The organism is Streptomyces sp. NPDC043996 (assembly GCF_056435225.1).
On record NZ_JBWKEY010000007.1, the window covers coordinates 208,111 to 221,310 of the forward strand.

General features: G+C 74.6%; 13 protein-coding genes. 6 read left to right on the top strand and 7 right to left on the bottom strand.

Going from position 1 to position 13,200, the window contains the following annotated elements; all coding sequences use genetic code 11:
- Positions 1-146 precede the first annotated feature (146 nt).
- Both AC07A4_RS20210 and AC07A4_RS20215 read left to right on the top strand, forming a co-directional pair.
- Positions 147-635, top strand: a complete 489-nt coding sequence (locus AC07A4_RS20210; RefSeq protein ID WP_478600386.1) for a Zn-ribbon domain-containing OB-fold protein — start codon at positions 147-149, stop codon at positions 633-635.
- Positions 595-1,509, top strand: coding sequence for a GNAT family N-acetyltransferase (locus tag AC07A4_RS20215; RefSeq protein ID WP_478600388.1), 915 nt, complete (start codon positions 595-597; stop codon positions 1,507-1,509). Before AC07A4_RS20210 ends, AC07A4_RS20215 begins: the two co-directional genes overlap by 41 nt.
- Before the next feature lie 49 nt (positions 1,510-1,558).
- Here AC07A4_RS20215 and AC07A4_RS20220 read toward each other — a convergent pair whose 3' ends face one another.
- From AC07A4_RS20220 to AC07A4_RS20230, 3 genes are all read right to left on the bottom strand, one after another.
- A complete protein-coding gene (locus AC07A4_RS20220) occupies positions 1,559-2,062 on the bottom strand; it encodes a GNAT family N-acetyltransferase (RefSeq protein ID WP_478600390.1) in 504 nt (167 codons plus the stop codon).
- Complete coding sequence (locus AC07A4_RS20225; RefSeq protein ID WP_478600393.1) at positions 2,059-2,724, bottom strand: pyridoxine/pyridoxamine 5'-phosphate oxidase; 666 nt, start codon at positions 2,722-2,724, stop codon at positions 2,059-2,061. The genes AC07A4_RS20220 and AC07A4_RS20225 overlap by 4 nt, the downstream gene beginning before the upstream one ends.
- Before the next feature lie 143 nt (positions 2,725-2,867).
- Entirely contained in the window at positions 2,868-4,085 is a 1,218-nt protein-coding gene (locus AC07A4_RS20230) for a thiolase C-terminal domain-containing protein (protein ID WP_478600395.1), read from the bottom strand.
- A gap of 164 nt (positions 4,086-4,249) precedes the next feature.
- Between AC07A4_RS20230 and AC07A4_RS20235 the strand changes: the two genes are divergently transcribed.
- Positions 4,250-5,494 (top strand): acyl-CoA dehydrogenase family protein, encoded by a 1,245-nt coding sequence (locus AC07A4_RS20235; protein WP_478600397.1) that lies wholly within the window; start codon positions 4,250-4,252, stop codon positions 5,492-5,494.
- The gene (locus AC07A4_RS20240) at positions 5,494-5,979 is read left to right on the top strand and encodes a nitroreductase family deazaflavin-dependent oxidoreductase (RefSeq protein ID WP_478600400.1); all 486 of its coding nucleotides are present in this window, start codon (positions 5,494-5,496) and stop codon (positions 5,977-5,979) included. The genes AC07A4_RS20235 and AC07A4_RS20240 overlap by 1 nt, the downstream gene beginning before the upstream one ends.
- Positions 5,980-6,141: 162 nt before the next feature.
- Here AC07A4_RS20240 and AC07A4_RS20245 read toward each other — a convergent pair whose 3' ends face one another.
- On the bottom strand, positions 6,142-6,789 hold the full coding sequence (locus AC07A4_RS20245; protein WP_478600401.1) for a TetR family transcriptional regulator: 648 nt from the start codon (positions 6,787-6,789) through the stop codon (positions 6,142-6,144).
- 261 nt (positions 6,790-7,050) lie between these two features.
- Here AC07A4_RS20245 and kbpA point away from each other — a divergent pair, with 261 nt between their 5' ends.
- Both kbpA and afsK read left to right on the top strand, forming a co-directional pair.
- Positions 7,051-7,824: an AfsK-binding protein KbpA gene (kbpA, locus tag AC07A4_RS20250; RefSeq protein ID WP_478600404.1), complete on the top strand. Its 774-nt coding sequence runs from the start codon at positions 7,051-7,053 to the stop codon at positions 7,822-7,824.
- 237 nt (positions 7,825-8,061) lie between these two features.
- Complete coding sequence (afsK, locus tag AC07A4_RS20255; RefSeq protein ID WP_478600407.1) at positions 8,062-10,497, top strand: protein serine/threonine kinase AfsK; 2,436 nt, start codon at positions 8,062-8,064, stop codon at positions 10,495-10,497.
- 230 nt (positions 10,498-10,727) lie between these two features.
- On the opposite strand, the gene AC07A4_RS20260 is transcribed toward afsK, so the two are convergent.
- From AC07A4_RS20260 to AC07A4_RS20270, 3 genes are read right to left on the bottom strand one after another with little or no spacing between them, the layout of a single operon-like run.
- Positions 10,728-11,501, bottom strand: coding sequence for an enoyl-CoA hydratase/isomerase family protein (locus AC07A4_RS20260; protein ID WP_478600410.1), 774 nt, complete (start codon positions 11,499-11,501; stop codon positions 10,728-10,730).
- Positions 11,498-11,944 carry a Zn-ribbon domain-containing OB-fold protein gene (locus AC07A4_RS20265; protein ID WP_478600413.1) on the bottom strand — a complete coding sequence of 149 codons (447 nt, stop codon included), beginning with the start codon at positions 11,942-11,944 and terminating at the stop codon, positions 11,498-11,500. Before AC07A4_RS20265 ends, AC07A4_RS20260 begins: the two co-directional genes overlap by 4 nt.
- A gap of 31 nt (positions 11,945-11,975) precedes the next feature.
- Entirely contained in the window at positions 11,976-13,124 is a 1,149-nt protein-coding gene (locus AC07A4_RS20270; protein WP_478600416.1) for a lipid-transfer protein, read from the bottom strand.
- Between the last annotated feature and the right edge of the window lie 76 nt (positions 13,125-13,200).

The following is a 13,200-nucleotide window of genomic DNA, read 5'->3' on the forward strand; positions in this document are numbered from 1 at the left end:
TGATGGGTGACGGTCAAGTCCGAAACCGGTTGCGAATTGATCACGTACGACGGCCTCTTGCGCATCGGGTGACCGGTGCGCTGAACTGACGTACCGTCAGTTTGCGGGGGTGATCCGGTTCCCCAGCGACCGCAGGGAGGGATTTGATGGCCGGTTCGACCGACTCCGTCCGCTTTGACCTGCCCGAGCCCGACGCCTTCACCCGGCCCTACTGGGACGCCGCCGCCGAGGGCGTGCTCCTCGTCCGCCGCTGCCGCGCGCCCGGCTGCGGGCGCGCCCACCACTACCCGCGCGAGTTCTGCCCGTACTGCTGGAGCGAGGACGTCGTCTGGGATCGGGCCAGCGGCCGCGCGACGCTCTACACCTGGTCGGTGGTGCACCGCAATGACCTGCCGCCGTTCGGCACCCGCGTCCCGTACACCGCCGCCGTCGTGGACCTCGCCGAGGGGCCCCGGATGATGACGGAGGTGGTGGACTGCGCGGAGTCAGCGCTGCGGGTCGGGATGGTGCTGCGGGTGCGGTTCCGGCGGGCGGCGGAGGGGCTTGTGGTGCCGGCCTTCGGGCCCCGGGGCGGGCGTGATGGGACCATGCCGCATGACCACGACGCCCACCGGCCGCTGGCGACTGACGGCTGACCCCGCCGAGTTCCTCGACCGCGCCCGCACTCATCTGCACGCCGAGCCCGCGCTGAACACCGCGCTGCTCACCGTCGCCGACACCCTGCGCACACGCGGCCCGCATGTGTACGGGGAGGGGGATCCCCTCTTCGGCTGGCTGGAGGGCAGTAGCGGTGATGGCGATGATGGCGGTGGCGGTGGCGGCGTGCGTGGGGCGTTCCTGCGCACCCCGCCGCATCGCGTCGCCGTCAGTCCTCGTACGGCGGACGCGCCGGGAGCCCTTGACGCGCTGGCCAGGGAACTGGCCGCGCTCGCGCCCGAGCTGCCCGGCGTGATGTCGGACCGCGCCGCCGCCGAGGGCTTCGCGCGGGCCTGGCGCGAACACACCGGGGACGACGCCGCCGAGAACCTGCGCCAGCGCCTGTACCGGCTCGCCGCGCTGACCCCGCCCGAGCCCGCGCCGCCAGGGGCCGCGCGCGTCGCCGGGCGCGACGACCGGGACCTGCTGGCGCGCTGGCACCAGGAGTTCACGGCCGATCTCGGCGAGTCCCCGCTGATGGACCCGTACGTGTGGGCGGACTCCCGGCTCGCGTACGGGGGCGTCACCCTCTGGGAGACCCCCGACGGCACCCCCGTCTCCATGGCGGGCGCGACCAGGCCCGTCGCGGGCCAGATCCGCGTCGCCCCGGTCTACACCCCCGCCGAGCACCGCGCACGTGGCTACGCGGGCGCCGTCACCGCCGAGGTCACCCGGGCCGCGCTCGCCGCGGGCGCCGGGGAAGTGCTCCTCTTCACCGACCTCGCCAACCCCACCAGCAACGGCCTGTACCAGCGGATCGGCTACCGGCCGGTGCGGGACTACGCCCAGTTCACGTTCACGCGGCAGCGCTGACGGCGGGAGCGCTGACGGCGGGAGCGCGGACGGCGGGAGCGCGGACCGGCTAACCAGCCGGGCCCACCGGCTTCACATACCGGTGGCAGGCCACCCGGATCGGGCCGCTGTCGCTCGCGGCGAGGTACTCGAACAGGCCCTCGTCGCGCCAGCCGTTGCGCTCGTAGAAGCGGCGGGCGCGCGCGTTGCCGTCGACGACCGCGAGCCAGGCCCGCCGGTGGCCCTTGGCGGCGACGACGCGCTCCGCCTCGGTGAGCAGGGTGGCCGCGACGCCGGTGCCGCGGTGGCCCTCGGCCACGTACACCTGCTCCACCTCGTCGTCGACGACCATCACGAACCCGGCCACCTCGCCGCCGACGACCGCCACCACCGTGTCGTCGACGCGGCGCGGGGCGCGCAGGACGAAGGACTCCGGGGTGCGGACCGAGAGCAGCGCGTCGGGGACGTGCCCCAGATGGCCCTCGCTCCACCCCGCGTGCCAGATCCGCGCGATCGCGGCCGTGTCCTCCGCGCGCGCCCGGCGCAACGCGAGCCCGCTTTCCTCTCCGGTCACGGCCACAGCAACTCCCTCTGCCAGCCCCCCTGTTGTCCCAGCGCCCGATAGCGCAAGCGTACGTGCCGCCGCCGGGCGTCCCCCTGGAAGAACTCCACCTCATCGGGGGCCAGTACGTACAGCGTCCAGCTCGGCGCGTCGGCGTCGGGTTGCGCCGCGGCGCGCTCCCAGGCGGCGTCCGACGCCCGCTCCAACTGGGCGTACGAGGGGAGCACTTCGCTCTGGTGTCCGACCAGGGCGGCGGCGAGCGCCCCCGTGGTGCGCGCGTGCAGATCGGCGAGCGCCTCGGTGTGCGGGGCGGTCGTGACGGGGCCGCGCAGCCGGATCTGGCGGGCCTGGGCGGGCCAGTAGAAGTGCAGGGTCGCGTGCGGCCGGGCGGCGAGCTGGCGGCCCTTGCGGCTGGTGGCGTGGGAGGCGAAGTGCCAGCCCGCGGCGTCGGCGTCGTGCAGCATGACGGTGCGCGCGTCGGCGTGCCCCGCCTCGTCCGCCGTGGCGAGGGTCATGGTGTGCGGCTCGGTCTGGCCCGCGGCCACCGCCTCGGCGAACCAGCGGTGGAAGAGCGGCACCGGGGCGTCGGGCGCCGCCGCCGGGTCGAAGGCGGGCAGCTCGGTGTCCCACACCTTCTGGGATCTGAGCAGGGCGTGGAAACCGGGCGTCGTCATGCGTCGATTGTGCGCCCTGACCACCCGGCCTCCTACCCGTGTCGTGCGCCACACGGCACCCGGGGCTCCCGCACGGGCTCACGCGTCGCGCCCGCGCCGCGAACCGTGCGCCCGCACGCGCGTGCCCGTGCCCCCGGCGCTCCCTATCCGCGCCCGAGCACCACGGTCCCCGACGAGCAGAACCAGCCGCCGGTGCCCGAGGCCACCGCGAGCTCGGGCGGCGAACCGTCGCGGCGGCGCACCTGGCGGCCTTCCCCGGCGTCCCCGCGCAGCTGCCGCACGGCCTCCACGATCAGGAACAGGCCCCGCATCCCGGGGTGCTGGGCGGAGAGCCCGCCCCCATCGGTGTTCGTGGGCAGCTCCCCGTCCCGCAGCAGCCGCCCCTTCTCGCCCTCGCCGATGAACGAACCCCCCTCGCCCTTGGCGCAGAAGCCGAGGTCCTCCAGTGTCACCAGCGTCATATAGGTGAACGCGTCGTAGATCTGCGCCACGTCGATGTCGGCGGGCCGCACCCCGGCGCGCTCGAAGGCGAGCCGCCCGCTGACGGCGGCGGGCGAGACGGTGAAGTCGTCCCAGCCCGCCATGGACGTGTGCGAGACGTACGCGCCGGAGCCGAGCACCCAGACATGGGCGGACGCGCAGTCGGGCACCAGGTCCTCGGCCACGAGCAGGACCGCGCAGCCGCCGTCGGAGCGCAGACAGCAGTGCAGCTTGGTGAACGGGTCGGCGATCACGGGCCCGCCGAGCACGTCGTCCACGGTGATCGGGGCGCGGAACATCGCCTCGGGGTTCGTCGCCGCGTTGGCCCGCGTCTGCACGGCCACCTGCGCCAGCTGCTCCAGGGTGGTGCCGTAGGCGTGCATGTGGCGGCGGGCCGCCATCGCGTACTTGGCGATCAGCGAGTGCCCGTACGGGACCTCGAACTGGAGCGGGCCGCGCGCCCCGAACGACATCTCGCCCGTGCGGCGCCCCGCCTTGACGTCGGCGCGGGCCGTGGAGCCGTACACGAGGAGCACCGCGTTCGCGTGCCCGGCGGCGATCGCGTCGGCCGCGTGCGCCGCCATCACCTCCCAGGTCGCGCCGCCGACCGAGGTGGAGTCCACCCAGCGCGGGCGCAGGCCCAGGTACTCGGCGACCTCGATGGGCGCGAGCGTGCCGAGGCCCGCCGACGCGAGGCCGTCCACGGCGCCCCGGCCGAGCCCGGCGTCGGCGAGCGCGCGCCGGGCGGCCTGGGCGTGCAGGGCGTACGGGGTGGCGTCGTCGACGCGGCCGCAGTCGGCGAGGGCGACACCGGCGACGGCGACGCGGCGGCCCGGGCGGCTCTGAGGGCGGCGATCGGGGCGGAGCTCAGGGCTCGACATGAACCTGACGGTACATCAGATCGGCTCGTCTACGGGAGGGCGTCCCGGGCCTGGGCATCTGGCGGCGGCGGTCCTAGCATGGCGCCCCGCCGTCATGTGACGGTACGTCAGAAATGGGTGCCGCCCGGCCGGGGACGGGTGCCCGCCCGGGGAGGAGCCCGCCGATGGATGCCGCCCGTACCGTGGAACAGGACGAGATCCGGCGCACCGTGCGCGAGGTCGTCGCCAAGCGCCGCGCCCTGGAGGGCGTCAGGGCCGCCGTGCGCACCCCCGCCGGGCACGACCCGGCCCTCTGGGAGGCCCTCGCGGGGCGGCTCGGCCTTCCCGGGCTCGCCCTGCCCGAGGCGTACGGCGGCGTCGGCTGCGGCACCCTCGAACTCGCCCTCGCCGCCGAGGAGCTGGGCCGCGCCCTCGCGCCCTCGCCGCTGTTCGCCACCGCCTCGCTCGCCGCGCCGCTCCTGCTCCGCATCGGCTCGCCCTGCCAGCGCGATGACTTGCTGCCCCGCCTCGCCTCCGGCGCCCTGACCGCCGCCCTCGCCGTGCCCGGCGCCGCCCTGGCCACCGCGCTCGGCCTCACCGGCGCGGGTGACGGCGACTGGGCGGGCGGCGGCCGCGCGGGCGGCGTCCAGGCGACGCGCCCCGACGGGGGCTGGCGCCTGTACGGGCAGGCCGACCAGGTGCTCGACGGGCACAGCGCCGACCTGCTGCTCGTCGCCGCGCACACCGGCGGCTACGTCCGCCCGCGCCCGCTGCTCTTCCTCGTGCGCGCCGACGCCCCCGGGCTCGTCCGCACCCGGCTCACCACGCTGGACGCGACCCGGCCGCAGGCCCGTGTGGAACTCAGGGACGTGGCCGCCGAGTTGCTGGGCGACGAGGACCGCCCGGTGCCGCCCGCGCTCGCGGAGACGGGGGAGCGGGCCGCCGCCGTGCTCGCGGCCGAGGCCGTCGGCGCCGCCGACGAGGCCCTCGCCCGCACCGTCGCCTACGCCAAGGAGCGCGAGCAGTTCGGGCGCGCCATCGGGTCGTTCCAGGCGGTCAAGCACCGCCTCGCGGACGTGTACGTGGGGGTGCAGGCGGCGCGGTCGGCCGCCTACTACGCGGCCTGGGCCGCGGACGCGACCGGCGCCGAGGCGGCGGAACCGTCGGAGGCGGCGGGCGGGCTCGCGCTCGCGCGGGCCCTGGACGCGCTGCGGACCGCCGCCTCTGAGGCCGTACAGCTGCACGGCGGCATCGGCTTCACCTGGGAGCACGACGCGCACCTGTTCCTCAAACGGGCATCCGGCGACGAGCTCCTGTTCGGCCCCGCGCACCGGCTGCGGGCGCACGCGGCCGAACGCGCCGGGTTGTTCGGGGCGCGCGAGCCGTCCGGTGAGCCGGTGGGGCGTGCGGCCGTTCGGGTGACCGGCTGATGGCCGGGCCCGGGGTCCGGCTCGTACGGAAGGTGTCATCGACCCGGACCTTCGCCCGCGTCGCCCCGCACGTCGTGCCCGCCCTCGACCGCGCGGTGCACCGGGTCACCCGGGGGAAGGTGCTGCTCAGCGCGCGGCTGCTGCCCGGCCTCGTGCTTTCGGCGCGGGGTGCGCGCACCGGCGTCGTCCGCCGCACACCACTGGCCTGCGTGCCGCGCGCGGACGGCGGTTGGCTGCTCATCGGCTCCAACTTCGGCCGCCCCGGCCACCCGGCCTGGTCAGCGAACCTACTGGCCCACCCAGAGGCCCACGTGAACTGGCACGGCCGCGACATTCCGGTACGGGCCCGACTGCTCACGGGCGAAGAGCGGTCGCGGGCCTGGGCAGAGGCCCTGACGCTATGGCCCCCGTACGCGACGTACCAGGCGAGAGTGGACCGAGAGATACGAGTCTTCAGCCTGACACCAAGCCCGCCCGGCGTTTGAGGGCGAGGCGCGAAGCGCCGATATATCAAGCCTGCCCGGCGTTTGAGGGCAAAGGCGCGAAGCGCCAACAAGGGGGCAAAGGGGCGAAGCCCCAGAAGAGGGGGCGGAGGGGGCAGGCAAGGCGGCCCCGCGCCTGACAGGACCGCGAAGGGCCGCCCCTTACTACTTCGTGGGCTTTTTGCCCGTGACGCCCAAGTGCACCAACAGCGCCAGATTCGGCTTCAGTTCGGCCTGCTTGACGCCCCACGTCTGGAACCCGCGCTGGTGGGATGCGACCGCGGCGAGCATCGCCACGAGGGAACCGGCCACCGCGGCGGGGCTCACGTCCTTGTCGACCTTGCCCTTGGCCTGGAGCTCCTTGACCGTGTCCGCCAGGGAGTTGTTGACCGAGTTGAGGATTTTCATCCGGATTTTGTAGAAGCGCTTATCGCCCTCGGCGGCACCGAGGTCGACCACCCGGAGGATCGCGTCGTTCCTGCGCCAGAAGTCGAGGAAGCCGTCGACGAGCTCCTGCGCCGTCTGCCAGCCCGCCTTGCCGACCCAGGAGCGCCCTTCGAGCAGCTGCGTCAACTCCGCGCCCTCGGCGGCCATTTGCTCGGCGATCTCCAGGACCGCGCCCTCGACGTCCGGGAAGTACTGGTAGAACGTCGCGGGCGACGTGCCCGCCTTCCGGGCGACGTCGATGACCTTCACGTCGCGGTAGGGCGAGGTGCTGAGCATCTCGCCCAGGCAGTCGAGCAGTTTCTGACGTGTCGCCTGACCGCGCCGACCGGCCACTCGGCCGTCGACGGTTCGTACCTGTCCTGTCATGCCGTCAGCTTACCGAGGGGTGATCGGAGCGCGATTCGGCCGAGTGCAAATGGGGTTGGACCGGTGGCACAGGCGTGCTGGAGGGGGTCCGGGGTGCGCCGGAGGGCGCCCGGGGGCGACGGTGTGCGCCGTCCGAAAAGAATAGATCGAGCGTTCTATTTACGGGGAGCGGGTGGGCTGCGGGCCCGCGCCCGGCCGGTTAGCTTGACTGTGACGGAGGCCACAGGAAGGCCCTCTGGTTGACCGAGGGGAACCGGTCTCATGGAATTCACGGAAGGCGTCCCCTGCTGGGTGGACGCGGCGCTCCCCGACGTCGAGGGCGGCAAGCGCTTCTACGGCGAGCTCTTCGGGTGGACCTTCGGCGCGGGCGGGGGCACGGGGGGCGGGGACTACGTCCACGCGACGCTGGACGGCGCGTACGTCGCCGCCCTCACCCCCAAGCGGGACGGCCGCATGCCGACCGCCTGGACGGTGTACCTGGCGACGCGGGACGCCGCCGCTGCCGCCGCCCGGGTGAAGGGCGCGGGCGGACGGGTCATCACTGACCCCGTCCCGGTCGGCCCCTCCGGCACGACGGCCCTGGCCGCCGACCCCGAGGGCGCGGTCTTCGGGCTCTGGCAGGCCGGTACGCACAGGGGCTTCGGCAGGCTCCGGGAGCCCGGCGCCTTCTGCTGGACCGAGGTGTACGCGCGCGACAAGGACGTCGTCGACCCGTTCTACGAGTCCGTCTTCGGCTACGAGGGCTTCGACGTCGAGGTCGGCGGCGACGACTTCCGCACCTGGTCGCCGGCGGGCGCCGAGGCCGGGCCCGAGAGTGCGGTCGGCGGGCGCTGCGTGATGGGCGAGGGCTCCTTCCCCGCCGAGATGCCCCCGCACTTCCTCAGCTACTTCACCGTGGCCGACTGCGACGCGACGGCCGCCGCCGCCCGGAGCCTCGGCGGCCGGGTGCGGACCGAGCCCTTCGACATCCAGTACGGGCGCGTGGCCGTCCTCGTCGACAACCAAGGGGCCGCGTTCGGAGTGCTCCAGGACTGAACGGGCCGCGCCCCGCCGTCGTACAGAAGGAAAGAAAGCGCAGGCCAGAGCGGGGTCGGCCACCAGTAGACCCCGCTCTGTCACCTTTGTCACGAAACATCCCGATGTTGCCCCGGGTTCGCAACCATAGCCCCGGACAGGAAGAATCAGGGTGCGTGCCGCCGTAGCGGCTCGGTGGTGAGACGCTGCACGGGCCGCTTCGCAGACAGCGGCCGCGTACGGGGAGGTGGCAGGCAAGTGGTGGACCAGCTGACGCAGCACGATCCGCGGCGGATCGGCCCGTTCGAGGTCCTGGGACGGCTCGGCGCCGGCGGCATGGGACTCGTCTATCTCGCGCGCTCCGCCTCCGGGCGGCGCGTGGCGATCAAGACGGTCAGGACCGAACTCGCCGAGGACCAGCTGTTCCGCGTCCGCTTCACGCGTGAGGTCGAGGCCGCGCGCGCGGTGTCCGGCTTCTACACGGCCGCCGTGGTGGACGCCGACCCGCGCGCCGCCGTGCCCTGGCTCGCCACGGCCTATGTGCCCGCGCCCTCCCTCGAGGAGATAGTGAACGAGCACGGGCCGCTGCCCGCCCAGGCCGTGCGCTGGCTCGCCGCCGGTGTCGCCGAGGCCCTGGAGTCCATCCACGGCGCCGGGCTCGTCCACCGCGACCTGAAGCCGTCCAACGTCCTCGTCGTCGAGGACGGCCCCCGCGTCATCGACTTCGGCATCGCGTCCGGTGTCTCCAACACCCGTCTGACCATGACGAACGTCGCCGTCGGCACCCCCGCCTACATGTCGCCCGAGCAGGCGAAGGACTCCCGCAGCGTCACCGGCGCCAGCGATGTCTTCTCGCTCGGCTCCACCCTCGTCTTCGCCGCCACCGGGCACGCGCCGTTCCACGGCGCCAACCCCGTCGAGACCGTCTTCATGCTCCTGCGCGAGGGCCCCGACCTGGAGGGCCTGCCCGACGAGCTGCGCCCCCTGATCGAGTCCTGCATGCAGATGGACGCCACGCTCCGGCCCAGCCCCGCCGACCTCCAGGCCCAGCTCGCCCCGCACCTGTTCGCCTCCGAGAGCTCCGGCGACGACAGCGGCACCGCCTCCGCCTGGCTGCCCGAGCGGGCCGTCGCCCTCATCGAGGCCCGCCGCGGCGGCCGCCCGCCCGCGCGCGCCGCGTCCGCCGCCGCTTCCGCGGGCCGCAACAGCCGGGCCGGTGCCGCGGCCGCGCCGGTCTCCGCGCCGGTGCCCCCGCCGCCCCGCCAGGCGCCCGTGATGCCCCCGCACGCCCCCTCCCTCGCGCCGTCCCACGCGCCCCCGCACCCCGCGCCGTCCGGCCCCTACCCGGGCGCGCCCGACCCCGGGCCCGTGCAGCTCGCGGGCGCCCCGGTGCCCATCGGCCCCGGGCCGCGCGTCGCCGAGGCCCGCGCCGCCGCCGCGCCCCCGGCCTCCGGCCTCGCGGGCAGCTGGTCGCGCTCCGCCGCCCCCGAGCGCCCGCGCGCCGGGAGCACCGACGCCTCCGCCTCGCCCGCGCACACCTCGGGGGTGCCCACGGGCGCCGCGGCCCCCGGCTCCTGGCGGCCCTGGCGCTTCCGCATGTCCAACGACGTGTGGGGCACGCCCGCCGTCGCCGGGAACCTCGTCTACGTCACCTCCTTCGAGGTCCACGCCCTCGACGTCAGCACCGGGCGGCGCAGCTTCAAGACCCGCGACGTCGCCTGGTCCATGGCGGTGGCCGACGGCCGCGTCCACGCGTCCGACGGCCCCACCCTCTACGCCCTCGACGGCGCCGACGGCGGCGACCTGTGGCGGCTCTCCACCGACGCCTGGGTGTACGCCCTGCAGGCCGACCGGGGCACCGTTGTCACCGCCACGCGCGGCGGCGGCGTCCAGGGCTGGGAGGCCGCCAACGGCGAGAAGCTCTGGGAGCTCACCGGCTGCCAGACCGACTTCGAGGCGCCGGAGGCCGCGCCGGTCATCCGCGACGGCACGGTGTACGTCTGGAAGGACGCCCGGCTTCGCGCCGTCGAGGCCCGCACCGGCATCGAGCGCTGGTCGTACCCCATCGGTGACGCGGCCTCCTGCGGCGGCGTCCCCGTCCGGGTGACGCAGGCCCCCGACGGCTTCGTCTACGTGGCCGCGGGCACCCGCGTCCTGGCCCTGGACGTGGCCACCGGGCACGTGCGCTGGCACTTCGAGGCCCCGGCCGCCTTCCTCTCGCCGCCCGCCTTCGCCCCCGGGCCCGCCGTCACCGGCGGCGGCGTGTACCTCGCCGACTACCTCGGCACCGTGTACGCCCTCGACGCCACCGACGGCCGCGACCGCTGGCGCATCGCCACCGAGGCCCGCTCCGCCATCGATCCGGTCCTGGTCGCCGACGGCCACGTCCACGTCGGCAGCGGCAAGGGCCTCTACACCCTCGACGCCGTCACCGGCACGCCCAAGTGGCGCTTCCAGGCGGGCGGCGAGGTCGTCGGCTCGCCCGTCGTCGCCGACCGCCGCATCCACTTCGGCGCCACCGACCACCTCCTGTACACCCTCAAGGCCGACGACGGCCGCCTGCGCTGGAAGCTCGCCACCGGCGGTGAGATCACCGGGACGCCGGTGGTGCGGGACGGGGTGGTCTACGCCTGCAGCAAGGACCGCTGCGTCTACGCGTTGGACGCGGAACGAGGCACAGCGACGGCCCGCTGACGGCCGCCGGCCCCTGGTCCTCAAGCGCCGGACGGGCTTTTTTCCCCACCCGCCCGCCCCTCCATCGCGCTGACGCGCTCGTCCTCAAACGCCGGACGGGCTGAAACCGGCAGATTCCAGCCCGTCCGGCGTTTGAGGACGAGGCGCGGAGCGCCAATTGCTTTGAGCGGGGGAACGGGGGCAGCCGCACCCGGAGTGGGAAGGGGCGGGTCTGGGGCGCCCCGCGAGGGCTAGCGGGTGCGGTGGTCGCGGGGGCGGTGGGTGAACAGGCGGGCCTGGTCGGCGGGGGGCAGGTTCCCCAGGGTGATCAGGTGGGGCGCGAGGGCGAGCGCGTGCGCGCGGGCCGCCTCCTTGGCCGCCCAAACGGCCCGCACGGTGCCCTGCACGGCCGAGGCGGGATAGGAGGCCACCACCCCGGCCGCCCGCACAGCCGCGGAGAGCAGCCCGGCAGCGGGCGTCACCTCCGACACGAGCCCCGTCTCGTACGCCCGCCGCGCGGACACCCGCTCGGCCGTACCCATGAGTGCCATCCGCGCCACCTCCCCGAACGGCATCCGCTGCGCCATGAGGACGGTCTCGTACGCGCTGACCATCCCGTACGACGTGTGCGGGTCGAAGAACGTGGCGTGGTCGGCGGCGATCACGAACTCGGCCTCGCCGATGAGGTAGAAGGCGCCGCCGCAGGCCATGCCGTTGACGGCGGCGACGACCGGTTTCCACAGGTCGTTGGCCTTGGGGCCGACGGTGAGGAGGGGGTCGTCGACGGAGTACGGCGAGCCGGGCTGCGGCACGTGCGCCGACCGGTCGAGGCCGGTGCAGAACGCCTGGTCGCCCGCGCCGGTGACCACCACCGCCCGCACGGCGTCGTCGAAGCGCAGCTCCCGCCAGGCGGCGGTGAGTTCGGCGGCCAGGGCGAGGTCGATGGCGTTGTGCCGCTCGGGCCGGTCCAGGGTGAGGACGGCGACGCCGGTGTCCTCGTCGCGCTCGACGCGCAGCCCGGTCACGGCCGCTCCAGGACCCAGCGCGGCACCACGGTCCCGCACTGGTCGGCGAAGACGACCTGCACCCGGGCCCCGATCCGGAGCCGCCCGGGGGCCACGGAGTCCAGCGGGGCCCCGGCCCGTGCGACGAGGTCGCCGACGAGGCGGACGCGCGGGGCGTCGGCGAGCTCGACGAGGACGGGGTGGAAGGGCACGAGGTCGGCGTAGGCGGGCAGCAGCGGCGGGTGCGGGACGACGTACGACCAGACGCGGCCCTTGCCGGACATCCGGCGCCAGGTCGTCGCGAAGGACTGGCAGTGCGGGCAGCAGGGGCGGGGCGGGAAGCGGAGTTCGCCGCAGCCTTCGGCGGCGCAGGCCTGCACGCGCAGCTCGCCGCGGGCGGCGTAGCTCCAGAACGGCGCGCCGTCGTCGTCGACGACGGGCGTCAGGAGATCGTTCACGGTCATCACAGCTCCTCTCAGGCGCTCTCAGGCCTTGTCAGTTCCGCAGGAGCACCGCGGAGGTGGGCACGCCCTCACCGGCCGTCACCAGGCAGGTCGCGGCCCCCGGCACCTGTGCCGTGCTGGTGCCGCGCAGTTGCCGTACGCCCTCGGTGATCAGGTTGAAGCCGTGGACGTAGGCCTCGCTCAGGCCGCCGCCCGCCGTGTTCAGGGGCAGTCGGCCGCCGATCTCCAGGGCGCCGCCCTCGGTGAAGGCGCCGCCCTCGCCGCGCCCGCAGAAGCCGTAGCCCTCCAGGGACAGCGGTATCAGCGGGGTGAACGCGTCGTAGATCTGGGCGACGTCGACGTCGTCGGGGCCGAAGTCGGCCTGTTTCCACAGCTGTCGGGCCGCGGTCCAGGAGGGCCCCGCGAGCGGGTCGTCGTTCCAGTAGTTGACCATGCCGTGGGTCTGCGCGGGCAGGCCCTGGGCGACGGAGTGCACGTACACCGGCCGCCGCCGGCAGTCGCGGGCGCGCTCGGCGGAGACCAGGACGCAGGCCAGCGCCCCGTCGGTCTCCAGGCAGTTGTCGAACAGGCACAGCGGCTCGCTGATCCACCGCGAGGTCATATACATGTCCCGGGTCAGCGGCCGTTCGTACATGACCGCGGCGGGGTTCTGGTTGGCGCGGTTGCGGCAGGCGAGGGCGACGTTGAAGAAGTGGTCGCGGCTCGCGCCGTACTCGTGCATATAGCGCCGCGCGAGCATCGCGATCTCGTCGGCGGGGCGCAGGAGACCGAAGGGGCGGGTCCACTGGGCGGGGGTGGGCAGCTGGGCGGTGGTGTTCTTCCAGGGGCGGGGCCCGCTGCCGCGCTTGCGGGACCGCCAGGCGACGCCCACGGTGGCCTGCCCGGTGGCGATGGCGGCGGCGAGGTGGGCGAGCGTGGCGCAGGAACCGCCGCCCCCGTAACCGGCCTTGCTGAAGAAGGTGACGTCCCCGGCGCCGATGGCCTTGGCCACCTCCACCTCGTCGGTCTCCTCCATGGTGTACGAGGCGAAGCCGTCGACCTCGGACGGCGCGATGCCCGCGTCCGCGAGGGCTTCGACGATCGCCCGGCACGCCAACGTCTTCTCGCTCTCGGGGAGTTTTCGGGCGAAGGGGGTCTGTCCGATGCCGACGACCGCCGTCGCGTCCTTGAGTGAAGCCATGGCACCTCCACGTGGGCCGGGGCGCACCTCGCTGCTGACAGCGCGTCAGGCTACAGCTAATCTGACGGTTAGTCAG

Bases quoted from the DNA above. Each gene is read 5' to 3' on its own strand.
- AC07A4_RS20210 (WP_478600386.1), top strand. From the start codon at position 147: ATGGCCGGTTCGACCGACTCCGTCCGCTTTGACCTGCCCGAGCCCGAC.
- AC07A4_RS20215 (WP_478600388.1), top strand. From the start codon at position 595: ATGACCACGACGCCCACCGGCCGCTGGCGACTGACGGCTGACCCCGCC.
- AC07A4_RS20225 (WP_478600393.1), bottom strand. From the start codon at position 2,724: ATGACGACGCCCGGTTTCCACGCCCTGCTCAGATCCCAGAAGGTGTGG.
- AC07A4_RS20230 (WP_478600395.1), bottom strand. From the start codon at position 4,085: ATGTCGAGCCCTGAGCTCCGCCCCGATCGCCGCCCTCAGAGCCGCCCG.
- AC07A4_RS20235 (WP_478600397.1), top strand. From the start codon at position 4,250: ATGGATGCCGCCCGTACCGTGGAACAGGACGAGATCCGGCGCACCGTG.
- AC07A4_RS20240 (WP_478600400.1), top strand. From the start codon at position 5,494: ATGGCCGGGCCCGGGGTCCGGCTCGTACGGAAGGTGTCATCGACCCGG.
- AC07A4_RS20245 (WP_478600401.1), bottom strand. From the start codon at position 6,789: ATGACAGGACAGGTACGAACCGTCGACGGCCGAGTGGCCGGTCGGCGC.
- kbpA (WP_478600404.1), top strand. From the start codon at position 7,051: ATGGAATTCACGGAAGGCGTCCCCTGCTGGGTGGACGCGGCGCTCCCC.
- AC07A4_RS20265 (WP_478600413.1), bottom strand. From the start codon at position 11,944: ATGACCGTGAACGATCTCCTGACGCCCGTCGTCGACGACGACGGCGCG.
- AC07A4_RS20270 (WP_478600416.1), bottom strand. From the start codon at position 13,124: ATGGCTTCACTCAAGGACGCGACGGCGGTCGTCGGCATCGGACAGACC.